This is a genomic window from Micromonospora sp. PTRAS2, from assembly GCF_054052245.1.
The window spans coordinates 280,187-301,250 of sequence record NZ_JBSWBU010000005.1 but is presented as its reverse complement, the minus strand read 5'-3'; the positions used below and the strand labels follow the sequence as shown (position 1 = coordinate 301,250).

Sequence of the window (21,064 nt, the reverse complement as noted above, 5' to 3'; positions counted from 1 at the left end):
CGGCGGGCGCGGGGGTCGTCACGACGCCCTCCGCCGGCCGCGCAGCAGCAGGAACATCAGGTACGGTCCGCCGATCGCGGCGGTCAGCACGCCCGCCGGGAGCTGGGTGGGCGCGAACAGCCGGCGGCCGGCGAGGTCGGCGAGGACCAGCAGCAACGCCCCGAGCAGGGCGGAGCACAGCAGCGGGGGCCGCTCGGCGCGGACCAGCCGGCGGGCCAGTTGCGGGGCGACGAGGGCGACGAAGTCGACGGCGCCGACCTGCGCGGTGACCATCGCGGCGGCGAGCACGCCGGTGCCGGCCAGGGTGACCCGGCGGGCCACGGGGCGCACCCCGATGCCCCGGGCCGTGTCGTCGTCCAGGGCGGTGCTGCCCAGCGCCCAGCCGGCCCAGAGCAGCACCGGCAGCAGCGCCAGCAGGGTCGCGGCGATCCAGGCCGCCTCGGTCCAGCCCTTGCCGGCGAGGGTGCCGAGCAGCCAGATCTGGGCGCGCAGCCCGTCGATCGGGTCGGCGGTCAGCAGGACCACCTCGATGAGCGCCCGCAGGCCGAAGGCGACCGCCACCCCGGCGAGCACGAAGCGCTGGGCGGCCAGCCCGTGCCGGGCGCCGAGGGCGAACACCGCGACGGCGGCGGCCAGGCCGCCGAGCAGCGCCGCCGGGGCGACCAGCACGGCGGCGGCCCCGCTGGTGAGGGCCACCGTCGCGGCGAGCCCGGCGCCCTGGGTGATGCCGATGACGTCGGGGCTGGCCAGCGGGTTGCGGGCCACGCTCTGGATCAGCGTGCCGGCGACGCCGAACGCCGCGCCGGCCACCGCCGCGAGCACCAGCCGGGGCAGCCGCAGGTCGAGCACCACCAGGTCGTACGGGGTGCCCGCGCCGGCGAGCGCGCGCAGCACGTCGGGCGTGGCGACGTACGGGGTGCCGAGGGAGAGGCTGAGCAGCCCCGCGGCGACGAGCAGCCCGACCAGCGCGGCGGCGACCAGCACGGGGCGGCGGCGCACCGGCACCCGCAGCGGGCCGAGCCGCAGCAGCGACCGGCCGGCGGGGGCGACACGTCCACCGGTGGGGGCGAGCACGTTCACGCGGTCACCACCCGGGCACGGCGCACCAGGAAGGCCAGCAGGGGCGCGCCGACCAGCGCGGTCACCACCCCGGCGGGCACCTCGCCGGGCGGGGCGACGAGCCGGCCCGCCACGTCGGCGCCGAGCAGCAGGGCCGGCCCGAGCAGCGCGGCGACGGCGAGGGTCCACCGGTGGTCCGCGCCGACCAGGGCGCGGGCCAGGTGCGGCACGGCCAGTCCGACGAACGCGATCGGCCCGGCCGCCGCCACGGCCGCGCCGGTGAGCAGCACCCCGGCCGCGCCGCCGCCGAGACGGACCAGCCCGACGCGGTGGCCCAGGCCCCGGGCCATGTCGTCGCCGAGGGCGAGCGCGTCGAGTCCCCGGGCGACCAGGGCGGCCAGCAGCAGCCCGGCGAGGACGAACGGCAGCACCTGCCCGGCGACCCCGACGCCCCGGCCGGTCAGCCCGCCGACCACCCAGAACCGGTACTCCTCGAAGGTGCGGGCGTCGATGCTGAGCAGCGCGTACACGAGGGCCCCGAGACTGGCGTCGAGCGCCGCGCCGGTCAGCGCGAGGGTGACCGGCGACGCGCCGTCGCGGGCCCGGTTGGCGACGGCGAAGACCGCCAGGCCGGCCAGGAGCGCCCCGGCGATGCCGAACCAGACGTACCCGGCGAGGGTGCCGACGCCGAAGACGGCGATGGCGAGGACCACGCCGAACGACGCGCCCGCGCTGATGCCGAGGATGCGCGGCTCGGCGAGCGGGTTGCGGGTCAGCGCCTGGAACAGCACCCCGGCCACGGCGAGCGCGAGCCCGACGAGCAGGCCGAGGGCGGTGCGGGGCAGCCGCAGCTCGCGGACGATGGTGGTGGCGTCGCCGCCGTCGGGGGCGACCAGCGCGTGCCAGACCGCGCCGGGGGCGAGCGGGCGGCTGCCGAGGGCGAAGCTGGCGAGCACGGCGAGGGCGAGCACGGCCGCCGCGCCGAGGGTGACGGCAGCCCGGCGGCCCAGTCCCCGGGTCGTCGGTGTGCCGGCCCGGATCGGCCGCGCGGCGACGGTGGTCACGAATCTCCCTCGACTTAGGTACGCCTTACCTTAAACCCAAGGAGGCGGGTCACCCTAACCGGCGACCGTCGATCGGATCCGTCGCCACCCCCGCTGAGCAGGGCGGCCGTGCCGCGCTCGCCACGCCGAGGGGCGGTGCTAGTCGACCTCGGGTGCCGGCGCGGCCTTGACGCGGGCCACCACGTACCGGTCGAAGACGTCGGACAAGGCGAGCGTGAACTGCGGACTGAGGTGGTGCCGATCGATGTACACCAGCGTGTCGCGGATGATCGGCGGGCACTCCTGCGGCGAGCACAGGTAGTCGTTGAGGTCCAGCACCTCCCGCCCCTTGCCGCGCACCAGTGCGGCCTCCGCCCGACCGAAGCCGTCGTTGACAGCGGGGTTCCGGGGGAAGGCGCAGGACAGCGCATCGGAGAGCCGGGCCGACAAGCAGGTCGGGATGTCCGCATCGGCGTACGGGGTGTCCGCCAGAACGGTCAGGTGCGGCACGGAGGAGAGCCGGTCCAGGGTCTTCCCCAAGCCATTCAGCCACTCGGCCTGCGGGATGGGTGGATCGTAGGTGGCGTTCGTGCTGTTGGTGGTGATCACCAGATCGGGCTTCTCCCTGTCGATCCGGTCCAACACGCGCGAACGCCATTCGGCGCACTCGTGGTACTCCCGCTTGAGCACCATGCTCATCTTTCGCACGCTGGCGCTCGGGCACCCCGACTTCGTCAACGACACGAGGCGAAAGCCGTGCCGCTCAGCCACCGCCCGCAGCGGCGGAAACCACTGGGCGGCGTGCGAGTCACCGAGCAGGACCAGCGTGATGTCGGAATCGGGCCTGCCGTACACGCAGTCATGCACGACCACGTCCGGGGTACCGGCATGGCAGCCGTCGGAGAAGACGGCAGGAAAGTCCCTTCCGGCGGTCGCCAGCGACGGGGCCAGGTTGCTCGGGACGTAGCCGGTCCAGTCGGCCTTCCCGAACGTCGCACCGGCGATCGGCTCGGCCCGACGGTCGACGTGAAGGGTCGGTGGAATCGCGAGCACCACGACAAGGCCGGCGGCGACGAGGGTGCCGGCCGCACCGGCGGTCAGCGCCCACCACGGACGGGCAGCGAGCCACCCCTGGCGGCGTACCGGGTTCTCCACCAGGTGGTAGGTCAGCCACGCCGCGAGCACGGTTCCGGCGACCACGGCAGCCCGCGCCGGCCCGGACAGTGAACCACCACGCACGCCCCCGGTCAGGACCAGCAGGGGCCAGTGCCAGAGATAGATCGAGTACGACAGCCGACCGACGAAGGTCAGCGGTGGGCTACCGAGTAGCGCCTGCAACCGGCCACGACGGCCCTCGCCGGCGCAGATGACCAGGGCGGCACCGACGACCGGCACCGCGGCGGCCCAGCCGGGGAAGGCGACGGCATCCACCAGCAGCGCCGGCACTGCGAGGACGAGCAGGAGGCCACCCCACCCGAGGGCCTGCGCCAGCGCCGCCGGCCAGGATCGCACGTGGCCGGCGAGGAGCGCGACCAGACCGCCGAGGGCCAACTCCCAGGCGCGGGTGGGCAGTCCGAAGAACGCCCACGGCTGAGCGAACGACGTGACGACGACGCACAACGCGAAGGACGACACGAGCACCCCGCCGACGACCAGCCTGGATGCCCGCACCACACCGAGCCGGCCCAGCACGAGGCAGCCGCCGACGAGCAGGGCCGGCCAGATGAGGTAGAACTGCTCCTCCACGGCCAGGGACCAGTACTGCTGGTACGGCGACGCACCGGAGTGGTCGTTCAGGTAGTCCGTGCTCTGGTGCGCGAACCAGTAGTTGGAGAGGTAACCCAGCGTGGCGAGGCCGTCCTGCCGTACGTCGGCCAACTCCAGCGGGGGCACGACGAACCTCGCCAGGCCGAAGGTGGCGACCGCCACCAGAATCGAGGCGGGCAGCAGCCGGCGGACGCGGCGGGCATAGAACCGGCGCACGTCCACGCGGCCGGTCGACTGCCGCTCCCGGACCAACAGCCCGGTGATCAGGTAGCCGGAGATCACGAAGAACGTGTCGACTCCGACAAAACCCGCATCGAATCCCGGCGCTCCCACGTGGTAGAGGACGACGAGAGTGATCGCGAGGGCCCGAACACCCTCTATGTCAGGGCGAAAGGACGAGGCCCGGGGCGCGGAAGGCGAGCGGAAGTTCGATTCCTTTTCGATCAGCAGCACGTTCTTCCTAACGACCGACGGGCGCGTCCCGAAATCCGAGGATCAGATCGGTCGAAGGACCGACTCAGACGGATCCCCGGTGGTTCCTCCTCCTGTCGAGCGGCACCGTCGCGGGGCAGGGCCACGGCCGCCGTCGCGCCCCCGCCCCCGCCGCCCCGCCACGTCCGCAGGAGTCGGCCGGTCAGCCCGCGGCCCCCGTGCGCCGGGAGGAACCGTCCCCGCCCTCGGCGGCACCGGACGGCAGCACCTCGATGGGGCGCATCATCTCGTTGTCCTCGTGCTCCAGCAGGTGGCAGTGCCAGACGTAGCGTCCCGGCAGGTCGAAGCGGACCTTGATCCGGGTCAACTGCCCCGGGTACGCGACCACGGTGTCGTGGAAGCCGCGCTCCGCGGGGCCGGGCGGGGTGCGGCCGTCGTGCCCCCGACCGAGCACCTGGAACTGCACCTGGTGGACGTGGATGGGGTGGGCGTCCTCGGTGCAGTTGCGCAACTCCCACTCCTCGGTGACGCCGAGGGCGGGGGTCTCGGTCACCGGCGCGTCCCAGCCCAGCGGCACCGGCCGGCCGCTGGCGGCGACGACGCCCAGCAGGGCACGTACCGGGCCGGCCGAGGACTCCTGCTCGTTGAGCGAGAGCCGCCGGACGACCCGGGCGGCGGGCAGCGGGGCGCACTCCGGCAGGGACAGCTGCCCGGGCGGCACGCTGGCATCGGCGCCGGCCCGGTCGCCCACCACGAACTTGAGCACCTGCCCGGTCGTCCGCGGGTCGGCCGGGGGGAAGTCCGTCCCCGGCGCGCCGCCGCCGAACGGCTCGTCGGGGCCCTCGTTGACCAGGTACAGCTCGGTGCCGGCCGGCACGTCGGTGAAGTCGACCACGACGTCGGCCCGCTGGCCGTTGGCGAGCAGGATCCGGGGCGCGGCCACGGGCTCGGGCAGGAACCCGCCGTCGCTGCCGACCTGCCACAGCGGCAGCGCCGGTCGGGCCGGGCGGCGGGTCGGGTGGTCGGTGACCGACAGCATCAGGAACCGGGCGTTGCAGCCGTTGAGCAGCCGGAACCGGTAGCGCCGCCGCTGCACCCGCAGCACCGGCCAGGCCGCGCCGTTGACCACCATGGTGGCGGCGAAGAACTCGGGGTTCCAGATCGGCGGCACGTCGGTCCCCGGCAGGTACGGGCCGGGGTAGTCGTCGAAGTCGGCGCGGCTCTCGGGATACCAGAGCGAGCCGTCGGGGCGGAAGGTGCGGTCCTGGATCAGCAGCGGCAGGTCGTACGACGCCTGCTCCGGCAGCGAGCCGGGCAGCGCCCCGGACGGCAGGTCGTCGGGGCCGCCGCTGAGCCGGTAGAAGCCGGCCAGCCCGGCGTAGAGGTTCACCCGGGTCATGCCCAGGGTGTGGTCGTGGTACCAGAGGGTCGTCGGGCGCTGGTCGTTGGCGTACTCCATGCTGGTTGTGCCGGGGGCGCAGCGGACGCCGGTCCGCTCGGCTGCCAGGTCCCGGAACTCGCTGTAGGCCGAGCCGCCGTCGGCGCACCCGGCGGGCAGGTCCCGGGCCACGGGGAGGAACCACGCCTCGGGGTGGCCGTCGCTCTCCTGCCGGTTGTGCCCTCCGTGCACGTGCACGACGGTCGGGACGGGTCCCCGGTACGGGCCGGGGGTGCTGGTGAAGTGCGGCCGGTGGTCCCGGCCGTCGACGCCGCCGGTCGGGTTGGCCCAGTGCAGCGTCGGGTCGACCGGCAGCAGGTGCGGCAGGTAGCGGCCCCGCTCGTCGACGAGCTGGTTGCACCAGGTCACCCGGACCGGGCGGCCGACGGTGGCGGCGATGGTGGGGCCGGGGTAGGCGAAGCTGCGCGGGTGGGCGGGCGAGCCGAAGCCCCAGACCGTCGTGGCCGGCAGCCCGGCCGGGAGGACCTGCTGACGGAACTGGCGGACGGCGACCACGTACTCGTCGACGCCGCCGCTGGTGCGGGAGGCGGGCATGGTCGTCGGCACGGGCAGCGGGGTGACGTACTTGGGCACGGCACGGGGGTCGATCAGGGCGGTCGGGGCGGTCGGGGCGCCGGCTGCGGTGCGACCGGCGGGCAGCAGCAGGGCCGCGCCGCCGGCCGCACCGGCGGCGATGAGTCGTCTACGGGTCACCATGCCGCGAGGCTAGAACGAGCATTGCTCACCAAAGTGCCGAAACGGCGTCGTTACTCCTTTATGAGGACGAAACGGTTTCTAACGGTCAGCGACCCTACTCGCCGGGAGCAGCTCGGCGACCGGCACGGCGCGCAGCGCGTCCGCCGGGCCGACGATGACCCGGATCGACGGGAAGTAGTCCCGCAGCACCTGCTGGCACGGGCCGCAGGGGGTCAGGACGTCCCGACCCCGGTCGCCCACCGCCACGATGGTCTCCAGCTCCGTCTCCCCCTGGGTGGCGGCGGCCCCGATCACCACCACCTCGGCGCACGGCCCGCCGGTGACGTGGTGGACGTTCACGCCGGTGAACACCCGGCCGGCGGCGGTACGCGCGGCCGCGGCGACGGTGTGCCGGTCGCTGCGGCAGCGCAGCTTCGCCACGGCCGTGGCCGCCTGCACCAGCGCCCGGTCGGTGTCTCGCATGCTCATCCCAGGCCCCCGTGGTCGGCGTCGATCGGCGGTCAACTCTAGACGGCGGCCGCCCCGGCGGCAGCCCTGGCGACCGGTAACCCGGGGGCGGTCCGGCACGCGGCTGCCTATCCTTGGCGACGACATGCAGAATCCAGCCGCTCCCGCCGCAGCCGCCGGGCCCACCGCCGCCGCCGAGCCCACCGACGGGCCCGCCGCGTCCCACAGCCTCCGCGAGCTGCACCGCCGCCTGCCCGCCCTGATGTTCCGCGACCAGCGCCGGCTGCAGCGGCGCCTCGACGGGGTGCGCCGGCTGCGCGACCCGCAGCGGCGCGAGGCCGCGCTGGCCGAGATCACCGCCGACTTCGCCCGGGCCGAGCAGCGGCTCGCCGACCGCCGGGCGGCGGTGCCCCGGATCACGTACCCGGCGGGGCTGCCGGTCAGCGAGCGCAAGGACGATCTGGCGGCCGCGATCCGGGACCACCAGGTGGTGATCGTGGCCGGCGAGACCGGCTCCGGCAAGACGACCCAGCTCCCCAAGATCTGCCTGGAGCTGGGGCGCGGCGTGCACGGGCTGATCGGGCACACCCAGCCCCGGCGGCTGGCCGCCCGCACGGTCGCCGACCGCATCGCCGAGGAGCTCGGCACCGAGCTGGGCGACGTGGTCGGCTACAAGGTCCGCTTCACCGACCAGGTGAGCGACCGCAGCCTGGTCAAGCTGATGACCGACGGCATCCTGCTCGCCGAGCTGCAGACCGACCGGATGCTGCGCCAGTACGACACGCTGATCATCGACGAGGCGCACGAGCGCAGCCTCAACATCGACTTCATCCTCGGCTACCTGCGCCAGCTCCTCCCCCGCCGCCCCGACCTCAAGGTGGTCATCACCTCGGCGACGATCGAGACCGACCGGTTCGCCAGGCACTTCGCCGACGCCGAGGGCCGGCCCGCGCCGGTGGTCGAGGTGTCCGGGCGCACGTACCCGGTCGAGGTCCGCTACCGGCCGCTGGTCGAGGTCAGCGAGAGCGAGGACGACTCCGGCGACGACGAGGAGAACGTCCGCGACCAGATCCAGGCCATCGGCGACGCCGTCGAGGAGCTGGCCGCCGAGGGGCCGGGCGACGTCCTGGTCTTCCTCTCCGGCGAGCGCGAGATCCGGGACACCGCCGACGCGCTGGGCAAGCTGGTGCAGTCCAAGCGGTCGCTGCTGGGCACCGAGATCCTGCCCCTGTACGCGCGGCTGTCGGCCGCCGAGCAGCACCGGGTGTTCGCCCCGCACACCGCGCGGCGGGTGGTGCTCGCCACCAACGTCGCGGAGACCTCACTGACCGTGCCCGGCATCAAGTACGTGGTGGACCCGGGCACCGCCCGGATCTCCCGCTACTCCAGCCGGCTGAAGGTGCAGCGGCTGCCCATCGAGCCCGTGTCGCAGGCGTCGGCCAACCAGCGCAAGGGCCGCTGCGGGCGCACCTCGGACGGCATCTGCATCCGCCTCTACGACGAGTCCGACTTCGACTCCCGCCCCGAGTTCACCGACCCGGAGATCCTGCGCACCAACCTCGCCTCCGTCATCCTCCAGATGACCTCGATCGGGCTGGGCGACGTGGCGGCGTTCCCGTTCATCGACCCGCCGGACCGGCGCAACATCGCCGACGGGGTCAACCTGCTGCACGAGCTTGGCGCGCTCGACCCGACCGAGACCGACCCGGCGAAGCGGCTCACCCCGCTGGGCAGGCGCCTGGCGCAGCTTCCCGTCGACCCCCGGCTCGCCCGGATGGTGATCGAGGGCGAGCGCAACGGCTGCGCCACCGAGGTCGTCGTCATCGCCGCCGCGCTGTCCATCCAGGACCCGCGCGAGCGGCCGGCCGAGAAGCAGGCCCAGGCCGACCAGGCGCACGCGAGGTTCGCCGACTCCGAGTCGGACTTCGTCGCGTACCTGAACCTGTGGCGGCACCTGCGCGAACAGCAGCGGGAGCTGTCCTCCAGCGCGTTCCGCCGGATGTGCCGGGCCGAATACCTCAACTACCTGCGGGTGCGCGAGTGGCAGGACATCGTCAGCCAGGTGCGCCAGGTGCTGCGTACGGCGGAGAAGGGTGACGGCCGGCGCGGGGCCGGCGCGGACCTGCCGGAGGAGATCGACACCCCGAAGGTGCACCAGTCGCTGCTGCCGGGCCTGCTGTCGCACATCGGGCTGAAGGACCCGCAGAAGCACGAGTACCTCGGGGCGCGGGGGGCGAAGTTCGCCCTGTTCCCCGGGTCGGCGCTGTTCAAGAAAGCGCCGCGCTGGGTGATGGCCGCCGAGCTGGTGGAGACGTCCCGGCTGTGGGGGCGGGTCGCCGGCCGCGTCGAACCGGAGTGGGTCGAGCCCCTCGCGCAACACCTGGTCAAGCGCAGCTACAGCGAGCCGCACTGGGAGAAGAAGCAGGCGGCGGTGCTGGCCTACGAGAAGGTCACCCTGTACGGCGTCCCGCTGGTCACCGCCCGGAAGGTCAACTTCGGGCGGATCGACCCGGCGCTGTCGCGCGAGCTGTTCATCCGGCACGCCCTGGTGGAGGGCGACTGGTCCACCCACCACCAGTTCTGGCGGGACAACCAGAAGCTGCTCACCGAGATCGAGGAGCTGGAGAACCGGGCCCGGCGGCGGGACATCCTCGTCGACGACGAGACGATCTTCGCCTTCTACGACGAGCGGATCCCGGCCGACGTGGTCTCCGGCCGGCACTTCGACGCCTGGTGGAAGAAGGAGCGGCGGGAGCGGGCCGACCTGCTCACCTTCACGCGGGAGTTGCTGGTCAACGCCGGCCGGGGCGGGCTCGACGAGGCCGACTACCCCGACGAGTGGCGGGCCGACGGGGTCACCCTGCCGCTGACGTACACGTTCGACCCGGGCACCCCCACCGACGGCGTGACCGTGGACATCCCGCTGCCGCTGCTCAACCAGGTGCCGGCGGAGAGCTTCGACTGGCAGGTCCCCGGGCTGCGCGAGGAGTTGGTGATCGCGCTGATCCGGTCGCTGCCCAAGGCGGTGCGGCGCAACTTCGTCCCCGTCCCCGACTACGCGCGGGCCGCGCTCGCGGCGATCACCCCCGGGCAGGAGCCGCTGCTGGACGCGCTGACCCGGCAGTTGCGCCGGATGACCGGGGTCACCGTGCCCCGCGACGCCTGGGAGCCGGGGAAGCTCCCCGCCCACCTGCGGGTCAGCTTCCGGGTGCTCGACGAGGAGAACAAGCCGGTCGCCGAGGGCAAGGACCTGCCGGCGCTGCAACGCCAGCTCCGCCAGGAGGTACGCCAGGTGGTGGCCGCCGCCGCCCCGGACGTCGCCCGGACGGGCCTGACGCAGTGGGACTTCGGCACCCTGCCGCGCACCATCGAGCAGGTGCGCGCCGGGTACGCGGTCACCGCGTACCCGGCGCTGGTCGACGAGGGGTCCACGGTCGGGGTGAAGGTCTTCGACTCCGAGGCGGAGCAGGCCGCGGCGCACTGGGCGGGCACCCGGCGGCTGCTGCGGCTGACCGTCCCGTCGCCGGCGAAGTTCCTCCAGGGGCGGCTGTCCAACGAGGCGAAGCTGGCGCTGAGCCGCAACCCGCACGGCGGCGTGCAGGAGCTGATCGCCGACGCCTCCGGGGCGGCGATCGACAAGCTGGTCACCGACGCGGGCGGCCCGGCCTGGGACGCCGACGGCTTCGCCGCTCTGCGGGACCGGGTCCGCGCCGACCTGGTGGACACCGTCGTCGACGTGATGGGCCGGGTGCGGCAGGTGCTCGCCGCCGCGTACGCCGTCGAGCAGCGCCTCGGCAAGACCCAGAACCTGGCCGTGGTGGCCGCCCTGGCCGACATCCGGGCCCAGCTGTCGGGCCTGGTGCACAAGGGGTTCGTCACCGAGACCGGCTACGCCCGCCTGCCCGACCTGCTGCGCTACCTCACCGCGATCGAGCGGCGGCTGGACCGGCTGCCGGGCAACCCGCAGCGGGACCGCCAGCAGCAGGACCGGGTGGCCGCGGTGCAGAAGGAGTACGCCGACCTGCTCGCCGCGCTGCCGCCGGGCCGGCGCGGGTCGGCGGCGGTGCGGCAGATCCGCTGGATGATTGAGGAGCTGCGGGTGAACGTGTTCGCCCAGGCCCTCGGCACCCCGTACCCGGTGTCGGAGCAGCGGATCTACCGGGCGATGGACGACGCCGAGGGCCGCTGAGCCGGGGCCGAGGGCCGCCGAGCCGGGTCAGTGCACCGGGGCTGGCACGGCCCGGCCGGTCGGCAGGCCCCGCACGGAGTTGGCCAGCGCGCCGAGGCGTGCCTCCGGGTGGGCGTGCGCCCACCAGGCCCGGTTCTCCCGGTACCAGTGGAAGACCTCGGCCAGCCCGTCGGCGAACCGGATCTGCGGCTCGAAGCCCAGTTCCTCGGAGATCTTCGTGTAGTCCAGGCTGTACCGCTGGTCCTGCACCTTGCGGTCGGCGACGTGCCGCACCCGGTCCCAGCCGGCGCCGGCCAGCAGCAGGATCTTCTCGGCCAGCGCCCGGTTGGTCAGCTCGACGTCGCCGCCGATGTTGTAGACCTCCCCGGCGCGGCCCTTGGCCAGCACGAGGGCGATCGCGCGGCAGTGGTCGTCGACGTGCAGCCACTCGCGCACCGCGCCGCCGTCGCCGTGCAGGGTGATGTCCCCGCCGGTGAGCAGGCTGGTGACGAAGCGCGGGATCACCTTCTCCACGTGCTGGTACGGCCCGTAGTTGTTGGCGCAGCGGGTGATCGACACGTCGACGTCGTAGGTGCGCCAGTAGGAGCGCACGATGCAGTCGCTGGCCGCCTTGGACGCCGCGTACGGGGAGTTGGGCTCCAGCACGCAACGCTCGGTCCAGGAGCCCTCGGTGATCGACCCGTAGACCTCGTCGGTGGAGACGTGCACGACCCGGCCGACGGCGGCGCGGGCGCAGGCCGCCAGCAGATGGTGCGAGCCCATCACGTTGGTCTCGAAGAACGGCGCGGGGTCGTCGATCGAGCGGTCCACGTGCGACTCGGCGGCGAAGTGCACCACGGCGTCGTGCCCGGGGACCAGGTCGGCCAGGAGCGGGCGGTCGCAGATGTCGCCGCGCACGAACGTCAGCCGGGGGTGGTGGGCGGGCAGGTTGTTCCTGTCACTGGCGTAGGTCAGCTTGTCGAGCACCGTGACGTGGCAGTCCTCGAAGCCGACGTACCGCCCTCCCAGCAGGCACCGGGCGAAGTGCGAGCCGATGAAGCCGGCGCCGCCGGTAACCAGGATCCTCATGTGGTGGCCTCCCTGCCACGCGAGCCCGCGCGCTTGGACTGTTCCCCGGCAGGCCGACGGGCGTCTTGCCTGCGCAAGGCTTCACCATAGGCGACGAACCAGGCACGAAGGCCCTGATATGGGGCGTATAGGGAATATTCGCCCATAATTCGGACCAGTGCCCCGACGCCTCAGCGGAGCTCCACCCCGGGCGGCAGGGCGTCCCGTCCGGCCGCCTCCCGCACGTACTCCAGGAGGATGCGGCGCAGCTCGCGGCCGGCGTGGGTGGGCACCACGTCGCGGCGTCGGGCCACGGCGATGGTCCGGCGGACGCCGGGCGGGGCCAGCCGGGTGACCCGGACGCCGGGCCTGCGGGCCACCACCATGCCGGGCACCAGCGCCACCCCGAGCCCCGCCTCGACGAAGCTGAGCACGGCGTCCATCTCGCCACCGTCGACCGACAGGGTGGGTTCGAAGCCGGCCTCCCGGCACGCCTGGAGGGTGGCGTCGCGCAGGTCGTAGCCCTCCCGAAACATCACCAGGGGCTGGCCCCGCAGGTCGGTGACCCGCAGCTCGCCGGCGGCCGAGGTGCCGGGCACCTCGGCCAGCGAGGCCACCACCAGGCTCTCCCGCAGGATCTCCTCGGCGTGCAGCCCTGGGTCCGCGCCCTGGGCGGGCATGATGATCAGCGCGAGGTCGAGGTCGCCACGCAGCAGGTCGCGGACGAGGTCCTGCGAGCCACCCTCCTCCACCCGCAGGTCGACGGCGGGGTGGGCGTCGCGGAACCGGCGCAGCACGGGCGGGGCGAGCGAGGTGGCCAGGCTCGGGGTGGCGCCGAGGCGGACCCGGCCACGCCGCAGCCCGACCAGCTCCTGCACCTCCCGGGTGGCGGTGTCGACGTCGGCGAGGATGCGCCGGGCCAGCGGGAGCAGCACCTCGCCGGCGGCGGTGAGGGCGATCCGGCCCCGCACCCGCTCGAACAGCGGGGCCCCGAGGCCGGTCTCCAGGGCGTGAATTTGCTTACTCAACGAGGGCTGGGTGATGCCGACCAGGTCGGCGGCTTGGGTGAAATGTCGTAGTTCCGCGACGGCGACGAAGTACCGGAGCTGGTGCAGCTGCATCGTCATAGCCTACGGCTATCGACACTGCGAGTTCGATGCATTGGACGACTGATCCCAGGTCTCCTAGCGTCGGTCAGGTGGTACTCACGAAATCCCGGTCGCCCATCCGGTCCAACGTCGGCCTGAAGGCCGTCATGGCGGTGACGGGCATCCTGCTGGTGCTGTTCCTCGTCGCGCACATGCTCGGCAACCTGAAGATCTTCACGGGCGAGACCGCGTTCGACCACTACGCGCACTGGCTGCGCGAGATCGGCACCCCGCTGCTGCCGTCGACCTGGTTCCTGTGGATCCAGCGCACCGCACTGCTGGCGGCCGTGCTGGCCCACATCGGGGCCGCCACGGTGCTCGCGGTGCGCGCCCGCGCCGCCCGCCCGGTCCGGTACGCGCACCGCAAGAAGGTCAACGGCAGCTACGCGGCCCGCACGATGCGCTGGGGCGGCGTGATCATCCTGCTCTTCGTGATCTACCACATCCTGGACCTGACCACCGGTCACCTGAACCCCGAGGGCGTCCCGGGCCGCCCGTACGGCAACGTGGTCGCCGACTTCGCACCGGAGCGGTGGTACGTCACCCTCTTCTACACGCTGGCGGTCGTGGCGCTCGGGTTCCACCTGCGCCACGGCGCGTTCAGCGCGTTCCGCAGCCTCGGCCAGCAGACCCCCGCCGGGGAGCGCCGGGCGCGCGCCGCCGCGCTGGGCTTCGCCGTCGTGCTCTGCGCCGGCTACCTCGTGGTCCCCTTCGCCGTACTCACCGGATTGGTGGCCTGACCATGGACCTGTTCACCGAGGGCGACCCGATCGCCGACGCCCGGGCCCCGCAGGGCCCGATTGAGACCCGCTGGGACCGCCGCCGCTTCGAGGCGAAGCTGGTCAACCCGGCCAACCGGCGCAAGCTGACGGTGATCGTGGTCGGCACCGGCCTGGCCGGCGGCTCGGCTGCCGCCACGCTCGCCGAGCAGGGCTACCGGGTCCGGTCGTACTGCTACCAGGACAGCCCGCGCCGGGCCCACTCGATCGCCGCGCAGGGCGGCATCAACGCCGCCAAGAACTACCGCAACGACGGCGACTCGGTGCACCGGTTGTTCTACGACACCGTCAAGGGCGGCGACTTCCGCTCCCGCGAGTCCAACGTGCACCGGCTGGCCGAGGTCTCGGTCAACATCATCGACCAGTGCGTCGCCCAGGGCGTGCCGTTCGCCCGCGAGTACGGCGGACTGCTCGACACCCGCTCCTTCGGCGGCGCGCAGGTGCAGCGCACCTTCTACGCGCGGGGCCAGACGGGCCAGCAGCTCCTGCTCGGGGCGTACCAGGCCCTGGAGCGGCAGATCGGGCTGGGCAACGTGGAGATGAACGCCCGTCACGAGATGCTGGAGCTGATCGTCGTCGACGGCCGGGCCCGGGGCATCGTGGTGCGGGACCTGGTCACCGGCGAGATCACCAGCGAGTTCGCCGACGCGGTGGTGCTGGCCTCCGGCGGCTACGGCAACGTCTTCTACCTCTCCACCAACGCCAAGGGCTGCAACGTCACCGCCACCTGGCGGGCGCACCGCAGGGGCGCGTACTTCGCCAACCCCTGCTACACGCAGATCCACCCGACCTGCATCCCCGTGTCGGGCGACCACCAGTCGAAGCTGACGCTGATGAGCGAGTCGCTGCGCAACGACGGCCGGGTGTGGGTGCCGAAGGCCAAGGGCGACGACCGCGCCCCGAAGGACATCCCTGAGGAAGAACGGGACTACTACCTCGAACGGATCTACCCGTCCTTCGGCAACCTGGTGCCCCGGGACATCGCCTCGCGAGCGGCGAAGAACGTCTGCGACGCCGGGCGCGGCGTGGGCCCCGGCGGGCTCGGCGTCTACCTCGATTTCGCCGACGCCATCGACCGCCTCGGCCGCAGGGCCATCGAGGCCAAGTACGGCAACCTCTTCGAGATGTACGAGCGGATCACCGGCGAGGACCCGTACGAGGTGCCGATGCGGATCTACCCCGCCGTGCACTACACGATGGGCGGCCTCTGGGTCGACTACGACCTCCAGTCGACCATCCCCGGCCTGTTCGTCATCGGCGAGGCGAACTTCTCCGACCACGGGGCGAACCGGCTCGGCGCGTCCGCGTTGATGCAGGGCCTCGCCGACGGCTACTTCGTGCTGCCCAACACGATCGCCAACTACCTGGCGGCCGGCCCGTTCGAGCGGGTCGACGCCAGCCACCCGGAGGCCGTGGCGGCGCGGCGCGACGTCGAGGACCGGATCCGGCGGCTGCTCGCCGTTGACGGCGACCGGACGGTCGACTCGTTCCACCGCGAGCTGGGCCAGATCATGTGGGAGCACTGCGGCATGGAGCGCAGCGAGGCCGGGCTGCGCAAGGCGATCGACGAGATCCGGGCGCTGCGCGAGGAGTTCTGGAAGCGGGTCCGCGTCCCCGGCGACGGCGACGGGCTCAACCAGTCGCTGGAGAAGGCCGGCCGGGTGGCCGACTTCTTCGAGCTGGCCGAGCTGATGTGCGTCGACGCCCTGCACCGCGAGGAGTCCTGCGGCGGCCACTTCCGGGCCGAGCACCAGACCCCCGACGGCGAGGCGCAGCGCGACGACGACCGGTTCGCGTACGTGGCGGCCTGGGAGTACACCGGCGGCGACGAGCCGGCCGTGCTGCACAAGGAAGACCTCAAGTTCGAGTACGTGCACCCGACGCAGCGGAGCTACAAGTGAACCTGACCCTGCGCATCTGGCGCCAGTCCGGCCCGGCCGACAAGGGCCGGATGGTGACCTACCAGGTCGACGACGTCTCCCCCGACATGTCGTTCCTGGAGATGCTCGACGTGCTCAACGAGCGGCTGATCCTCTCCGGCGAGGAGCCGGTGGCGTTCGACCACGACTGCCGCGAGGGCATCTGCGGCATGTGCGGTCTCATGATCAACGGTGACGCGCACGGCCCGCAGCGCGGCACCACCGCCTGCCAGCTGCACATGCGGCAGTTCTCCGACGGCGACACGATCGACATCGAGCCGTGGCGGGCCCGGGCCTTCCCGGTCATCAAGGACCTGGTGGTCAACCGGAGCGCCTTCGACAAGATCATCGCCGCCGGTGGGTACATCACCGCGCCGACGGGCAGCGCCCCCGAGGCCCACTCGGTGCCGGTCGCCAAGGCCGACGCCGACGCCGCGTTCTCGTCGGCTGCCTGCATCGGCTGCGGCGCCTGCGTGGCGGCCTGCCCGAACGGCTCGGGCATGCTGTTCACCGCCGCGAAGGTCACCCAGCTGTCGCTGCTGCCGCAGGGCCAGCCGGAGCGGTACACCCGGGTCGTCGGCATGGTCGACGCGCACGACGAGGCGGGCTTCGGCGGCTGCACCAACACCGGCGAGTGCACCGCGGTGTGCCCGAAGGGCATCCCGCTAAACACCATCGGCCGGCTCAACCGCGACTACCTGGCGGCCACCGCCAAGCGGGGCGGCACCCCCGGCTCCTGACCCCGCCGCCCGCCCCGTCACGCCGACACGCCGGCACCCCGTCACGCCGGCACCCCGTCACGCCGGTGCCCCGGTCACGCCGGTGCCCCGGCCGCCGCCTCTGCTCCGGGCCGGCGGCCGGCTCGGTTCCCGGCTGCCGCAGTCCGCGGGGAGCGTCACCTGTCGCGGACCCTAGGGAGCTGACTCATCTACGACATCACACCCGCGACCCGCCGCGTGCCCGGATCCCGCCGCGCCGCATACCACACATTGCGTGCCGGATGCCGCCTGCCGGGCGCCAAACGCCGGACGCCGGATGCCGGACGCCGGACGCCGGACGCCGGACGCCCCGCACCGGATGCCGGACGCCAAATGCCGGGCGCCGGACCGCCGGATGCCGTGTGCCGGGCACCAGATGCCGCGTGCCAGATGCCGCGTGCGGCGTGCCGGACGCCGCACGCCGCCTGCCGGCGCGCTGACGTGCCGCGAGTCATCTACGACATCAGCTCCCTAGCCTCCGAAGTCACCACGACCTCAGCTCCTTAGGCCCCGACCGTCCCGGCCTCCGGCCTCCCCGCCCTGCCCTGCCCGAGCGCACCCGAGCGCGCCCGCGTCAGGTCCGCAGTCCATCGGAGCGGTTCAAGCCCCGGGAGCCGGGTAGCAGTCCGGGGGACGGGACGCCGAAGAGGGGACACCCGGGCATGAAGGCACTGACCTGGCAGGGTAGGCGGGACGTCCGGGTCGAGGACGTCCCGGACCCGCGCATCGAGGAACCGACGGACGCGATCGTCCGGATCACCTCCACCGCGATCTGCGGATCCGACCTGCACCTGTACGAGGTGCTCGGGCCGTACCTCAAGCCCGGCGACGTCCTCGGCCACGAGCCGATGGGCATCGTCGAGGAGGTCGGGACCGGGGTGACCCGGTTGAAGCCAGGCGACCGGGTGGTGGTCCCCTTCAACATCGCCTGCGGGTCCTGCTGGATGTGCGACCGGCAGCTCTACGCCCAGTGCGAGACCACCCAGGTCACCGCCGAGGGCAAGGGCGCGGCGCTGTTCGGCTACACCTCGCTGTACGGGTCGGTGCCCGGCGGGCAGGCCGAGTACCTGCGGGTGCCGCACGCCCAGTTCGGCCCGATCAAGGTCCCGCAGACCGGCCCGGACGAGCGGTGGCTATACCTGTCCGACATCCTGCCCACCGCCTGGCAGGCGGTGAAGTACGCCGACACCCCGCCCGGCGGCACCCTCGCCGTGTTCGGGCTCGGCCCGGTCGGGCAGTTCTGCGCCCGGATCGGCCGGCACCTCGGCGCGGGCCGGGTGATCGGCCTGGACCTGGTGCCGGAGCGGCTGGAGATGGCCCGCCGGCACGGCGTCGAGACGCTCGACGTCAGCCGGCTCGACGACGTGCCGGGCGCGCTGATCGACCTGGTCGACGGGCGCGGCCCCGACGCCGTGATCGACGCCGTCGGCATGGAGGCGCACGGCTCCCCCTCGGGCAAGCTCGCCCAGACCGCCGCCGGCCTGCTGCCGGACCGGCTGGCCGACGCGATGATCGACCGTGCCGGCGTGGACCGGCTGACCGTGCTCAAGGCCGCCCTCAGGGCGGTCCGCCGGGGCGGCACCGTCTCGATCTCCGGCGTCTACGGCGGCGAGGTCGACCCGCTGCCGCTGATGGAGATGTTCGACCGGGGCGTCCAGCTGCGGATGGGACAGTGCCACGTGCGCCGGTGGACCGACGAGATCGTCCCACTGCTCGCCGGCGACGACGACCCGCTGGGCGTGGCGGACCTGCGGACCCACCGGGTGCCGCTGGCGCGCGCGCCGCAGGCGTACGAGATGTTCCAGAAGAAGGAGGACGGCTGCGTCAAGGTCGTGCTCGCGCCGTGACCCGCGCGGTCGTCGTCACCGGCGTGACCAGCGAGATCGGCCGGGCGGCGGCCCGGGAGTTCGCGGCGCGCGGCGACCGCCCGCATGACGCGCCGGTCACGATGAGCAACAGCAGGAGGCACGGGGAGCGACGACTTCGCCTAGGGTGGCGGGACGGAAGATCCGTTACCACCCACGGGGAGAGACGAGTGACGATCAGAGTGAACCGCAGGGCCGCGCTGGGCATCGGCACGGTGGCCACCGCCGGCACGGTGCTCGGCGCCGCCGCGCCCGCGTCCGCCGCCGGTCGGCCCCGGGTGGCCGCCACCCCGGCCCGGGCCGCCGCCCAGGTCGCCGCGAGCTATGCGCGGCAGACCGCGCGGGCCGGGGGCAACTGGCAGGCGTACGTGAGCGTCGCCGACGGCGTCGCCGCGCCGCTGGTGGCCGTCGCGGACGAGGCGGACCGGCGCATCGAGGCGTACAGCGTAAACAAGATCGCCGTGGCCGTGGCGGTGCTGGACAAGGTCGACCGGGGGCTGCTCACGCTCGCCCAGCGGGTCGACGTGACCGCGTCCATCGTGATCCCCGGCGGGGACGGCATCTTCAGCCTCGACGGCGCGTACCCGAGCAGCGTCACCCTGGGGCACGCCCTGGCGGCCCTGCTGACGGTCTCCGACGACACCGCCGTGCGGCTCTGCGGCCTGGTCTGCCCGGCCGCCGAGCTGAACCAGATCCTGGTCGCGAAGGGCTTCCCGAACACGCAGGTGCAGCCGGTGGCCAACCCGAACCGGTTCTACCTCGGCACCAGCACGCCACGGGAGACGCACGACCTGCTGCGGGCGCTGGTGGGCGGCACGCTGCTGTCGGCGTCCTCGACGGCGTTCCTGCTCGGCCTGCTGCGCTCCCCCATCGCGTTCACCGACGGGGTGCGGCGCGAGATGTCCTCGGCCGACCGGGCCCGGGTCGCCACCAAGGCGGGCTGGTTCGACACCGCCCGGCACGAGGCCGGGATCGTCTTCGACGCCGTCGGGGCGCCGGTGCTGACGTACGCCCTGTTCGCTGACGGGCAGGCCGGCGCGGACGACTTCGGCGCGACCCACCCGGCGGTGCAGGCCCGGGCCCGGATGGGCCGCGTCTTCCTGGCCGCCGTGGCGGGGCTGGCCGGCGCCGGCCCCACCCACCGGGCGGCCGCCTGGCGGCCCAGCAACGGCGGCTGACCCGCACCACCCGGCGGCCGGGCGGCACCCGCGCGGCCGGCTGCCGGGCGCGCGGGTGCGGTGGCGGACTACGGTGTACTGCGGGACTCGGCGGAGGGGGCGGGACACGATGGGGGCACCAGCGGAACAGGTCGCCCAGCGGGCGTTGGCGCGGCGGCTGCGCGGCGCGGCCGGGCTCGCCGCCCTGGCCGGCCTGGCCTGGGTGGCCCGGGACGTGCCGGCCGCCCTCGGCGGGCGGCTCAGCGGGGCCCGCGCCGAGCGGGCGGCCCGCTCCCCGCAGTTCCGCGACGGCGCCTTCCGCAACCGGGCGAGCACCCGGACGATGGCCGGTGCCCCCGACCGCAACCTGGTCCGCGAGCTGATCTTCGGCAAGCAGAAGCGCAGGCCGACCGCCGCCGTGCCGCTGGTACGCCCGGCCGACCCGGCGGCCGCCGCCGCCGACGAGCGCGAACTGGGCGTCGTCTGGTATGGCCACGCCTCCGCGCTGATCGAGATCGAGGGCCACCGGGTGCTGGTCGACCCGGTGTGGAGCGACCGGTGCTCGCCGTCGGCGCTGGTCGGGCCGCGCCGGCTGCACGAGCCCCCAGTGGGCCTGCACGAGCTGCCCGCCGTGGACGCGATCCTGATCTCCCACGACCACTACGACCACCTCGACATGTCCACCGTGCGGGCGCTGACCGCCGGCCAGTCGGCGCCGTTCGTGGTGCCGCTGGGGGTCGGGGCGCACCTGGAGCGGTGGGGCGTACCGGAGGACCGGATCGTCGAACTGGACTGGGCGGAGAGCCGCCGGGTGGGCGGGCTGACGATCACCGCGACCGCCGCCCAGCACTTCTCCGGCCGGGGGCTGCGCCGCGACGGCACGCTGTGGAGCTCGTGGGTGGTGGCCGGTGCGCACCGCCGGGTCTTCTACACCGGCGACTCCGGCTACTTCGACGGGTACGCCGAGATCGGCGCCGAGCACGGCCCGTTCGACGTGACGCTGATGCAGATCGGCGCGTACGACCGGGCGTGGCCGAGCATCCACATGTTCCCGGAGGAGGCCGTCGCCGCCCACCTCGACCTGCGCGGTGGGCTGCTCCTGCCGGTGCACTGGGCGACGTTCAACCTGGCGCTGCACGACTGGTCGGAGCCGGTGGACCGGCTGTGGGCGGAGGCGAAGGCCCGCGACGTGCGGCTCGCGGTGCCCCGGCCGGGCGAGCGGGTGGTCGTCGACGACCCGCCGGCGGTCGACGGCTGGTGGCAGTCGATCGCCTGAGCGACCGCCGCCCGTCGCGGCCC

At 73.6% G+C, this 21,064-nt stretch carries 14 protein-coding genes; 7 read left to right on the top strand and 7 right to left on the bottom strand.

The genetic code is table 11. The features are described from left to right. Positions 1–18 precede the first annotated feature (18 nt). The 5 genes from ACVMYR_RS19120 to ACVMYR_RS19100 all read right to left on the bottom strand — a co-directional run bounded on the left by ACVMYR_RS19120 (position 19) and on the right by ACVMYR_RS19100 (position 6,924). Positions 19–1,080 carry a FecCD family ABC transporter permease gene (locus ACVMYR_RS19120; RefSeq protein ID WP_396788244.1) on the bottom strand — a complete coding sequence of 354 codons (1,062 nt, stop codon included), beginning with the start codon at positions 1,078–1,080 and terminating at the stop codon, positions 19–21. Further along, complete coding sequence (locus ACVMYR_RS19115) at positions 1,077–2,123, bottom strand: FecCD family ABC transporter permease (RefSeq protein ID WP_457122347.1); 1,047 nt, start codon at positions 2,121–2,123, stop codon at positions 1,077–1,079. Before ACVMYR_RS19115 ends, ACVMYR_RS19120 begins: the two co-directional genes overlap by 4 nt. A 138-nt stretch (positions 2,124–2,261) precedes the next feature. Next, the gene (locus ACVMYR_RS19110; RefSeq protein ID WP_077937158.1) at positions 2,262–4,322 is read right to left on the bottom strand and encodes an acyltransferase family protein; all 2,061 of its coding nucleotides are present in this window, start codon (positions 4,320–4,322) and stop codon (positions 2,262–2,264) included. A 181-nt stretch (positions 4,323–4,503) separates the two neighbouring features. Continuing rightward, positions 4,504–6,456 carry a multicopper oxidase family protein gene (locus tag ACVMYR_RS19105; RefSeq protein WP_077937157.1) on the bottom strand — a complete coding sequence of 651 codons (1,953 nt, stop codon included), beginning with the start codon at positions 6,454–6,456 and terminating at the stop codon, positions 4,504–4,506. A 78-nt stretch (positions 6,457–6,534) separates the two neighbouring features. Continuing rightward, on the bottom strand, positions 6,535–6,924 hold the full coding sequence (locus tag ACVMYR_RS19100; RefSeq protein ID WP_077937156.1) for a cytidine/deoxycytidylate deaminase family protein: 390 nt from the start codon (positions 6,922–6,924) through the stop codon (positions 6,535–6,537). Between the two features lie 124 nt (positions 6,925–7,048). Here ACVMYR_RS19100 and hrpA point away from each other — a divergent pair, with 124 nt between their 5' ends. Continuing rightward, a complete protein-coding gene (gene hrpA, locus ACVMYR_RS19095) occupies positions 7,049–11,092 on the top strand; it encodes an ATP-dependent RNA helicase HrpA (RefSeq protein WP_228986325.1) in 4,044 nt (1,347 codons plus the stop codon). 27 nt (positions 11,093–11,119) lie between these two features. Here hrpA and rfbB read toward each other — a convergent pair whose 3' ends face one another. Both rfbB and ACVMYR_RS19085 read right to left on the bottom strand, forming a co-directional pair. After that, complete coding sequence (rfbB, locus tag ACVMYR_RS19090; protein ID WP_077937153.1) at positions 11,120–12,160, bottom strand: dTDP-glucose 4,6-dehydratase; 1,041 nt, start codon at positions 12,158–12,160, stop codon at positions 11,120–11,122. Positions 12,161–12,330: 170 nt separating this feature from the next. After that, positions 12,331–13,266: a LysR family transcriptional regulator gene (locus ACVMYR_RS19085; protein WP_077937152.1), complete on the bottom strand. Its 936-nt coding sequence runs from the start codon at positions 13,264–13,266 to the stop codon at positions 12,331–12,333. Positions 13,267–13,337: 71 nt separating this feature from the next. Between ACVMYR_RS19085 and ACVMYR_RS19080 the strand changes: the two genes are divergently transcribed. From ACVMYR_RS19080 to ACVMYR_RS19055, 6 genes are all read left to right on the top strand, one after another. Then, on the top strand, positions 13,338–14,027 hold the full coding sequence (locus ACVMYR_RS19080; protein ID WP_255378727.1) for a succinate dehydrogenase cytochrome b subunit: 690 nt from the start codon (positions 13,338–13,340) through the stop codon (positions 14,025–14,027). Positions 14,028–14,029: 2 nt separating this feature from the next. Then, positions 14,030–15,967: a fumarate reductase/succinate dehydrogenase flavoprotein subunit gene (locus tag ACVMYR_RS19075; protein WP_077937151.1), complete on the top strand. Its 1,938-nt coding sequence runs from the start codon at positions 14,030–14,032 to the stop codon at positions 15,965–15,967. Continuing rightward, on the top strand, positions 15,964–16,725 hold the full coding sequence (locus ACVMYR_RS19070) for a succinate dehydrogenase/fumarate reductase iron-sulfur subunit (RefSeq protein ID WP_077937150.1): 762 nt from the start codon (positions 15,964–15,966) through the stop codon (positions 16,723–16,725). Before ACVMYR_RS19075 ends, ACVMYR_RS19070 begins: the two co-directional genes overlap by 4 nt. Before the next feature lie 680 nt (positions 16,726–17,405). Next, on the top strand, positions 17,406–18,590 hold the full coding sequence (locus ACVMYR_RS19065; protein ID WP_077937149.1) for a zinc-dependent alcohol dehydrogenase: 1,185 nt from the start codon (positions 17,406–17,408) through the stop codon (positions 18,588–18,590). A 188-nt stretch (positions 18,591–18,778) separates the two neighbouring features. Then, the gene (locus ACVMYR_RS19060; RefSeq protein WP_457122346.1) at positions 18,779–19,786 is read left to right on the top strand and encodes a serine hydrolase; all 1,008 of its coding nucleotides are present in this window, start codon (positions 18,779–18,781) and stop codon (positions 19,784–19,786) included. Positions 19,787–19,895: 109 nt separating this feature from the next. Then, positions 19,896–21,041: an MBL fold metallo-hydrolase gene (locus tag ACVMYR_RS19055; protein WP_077937148.1), complete on the top strand. Its 1,146-nt coding sequence runs from the start codon at positions 19,896–19,898 to the stop codon at positions 21,039–21,041. Positions 21,042–21,064: the final 23 nt, after the last annotated feature.

What these genes read in the sequence shown, in the direction of transcription:
- ACVMYR_RS19105 (WP_077937157.1), bottom strand. Translation starts at nt 6,456, where the DNA reads ATGGTGACCCGTAGACGACTCATCGCCGCCGGTGCGGCCGGCGGCGCG.
- ACVMYR_RS19100 (WP_077937156.1), bottom strand. Translation starts at nt 6,924, where the DNA reads ATGAGCATGCGAGACACCGACCGGGCGCTGGTGCAGGCGGCCACGGCC.
- hrpA (WP_228986325.1), top strand. Translation starts at nt 7,049, where the DNA reads ATGCAGAATCCAGCCGCTCCCGCCGCAGCCGCCGGGCCCACCGCCGCC.
- rfbB (WP_077937153.1), bottom strand. Translation starts at nt 12,160, where the DNA reads ATGAGGATCCTGGTTACCGGCGGCGCCGGCTTCATCGGCTCGCACTTC.
- ACVMYR_RS19085 (WP_077937152.1), bottom strand. Translation starts at nt 13,266, where the DNA reads ATGACGATGCAGCTGCACCAGCTCCGGTACTTCGTCGCCGTCGCGGAA.
- ACVMYR_RS19075 (WP_077937151.1), top strand. Translation starts at nt 14,030, where the DNA reads ATGGACCTGTTCACCGAGGGCGACCCGATCGCCGACGCCCGGGCCCCG.
- ACVMYR_RS19065 (WP_077937149.1), top strand. Translation starts at nt 17,406, where the DNA reads ATGAAGGCACTGACCTGGCAGGGTAGGCGGGACGTCCGGGTCGAGGAC.
- ACVMYR_RS19055 (WP_077937148.1), top strand. Translation starts at nt 19,896, where the DNA reads ATGGGGGCACCAGCGGAACAGGTCGCCCAGCGGGCGTTGGCGCGGCGG.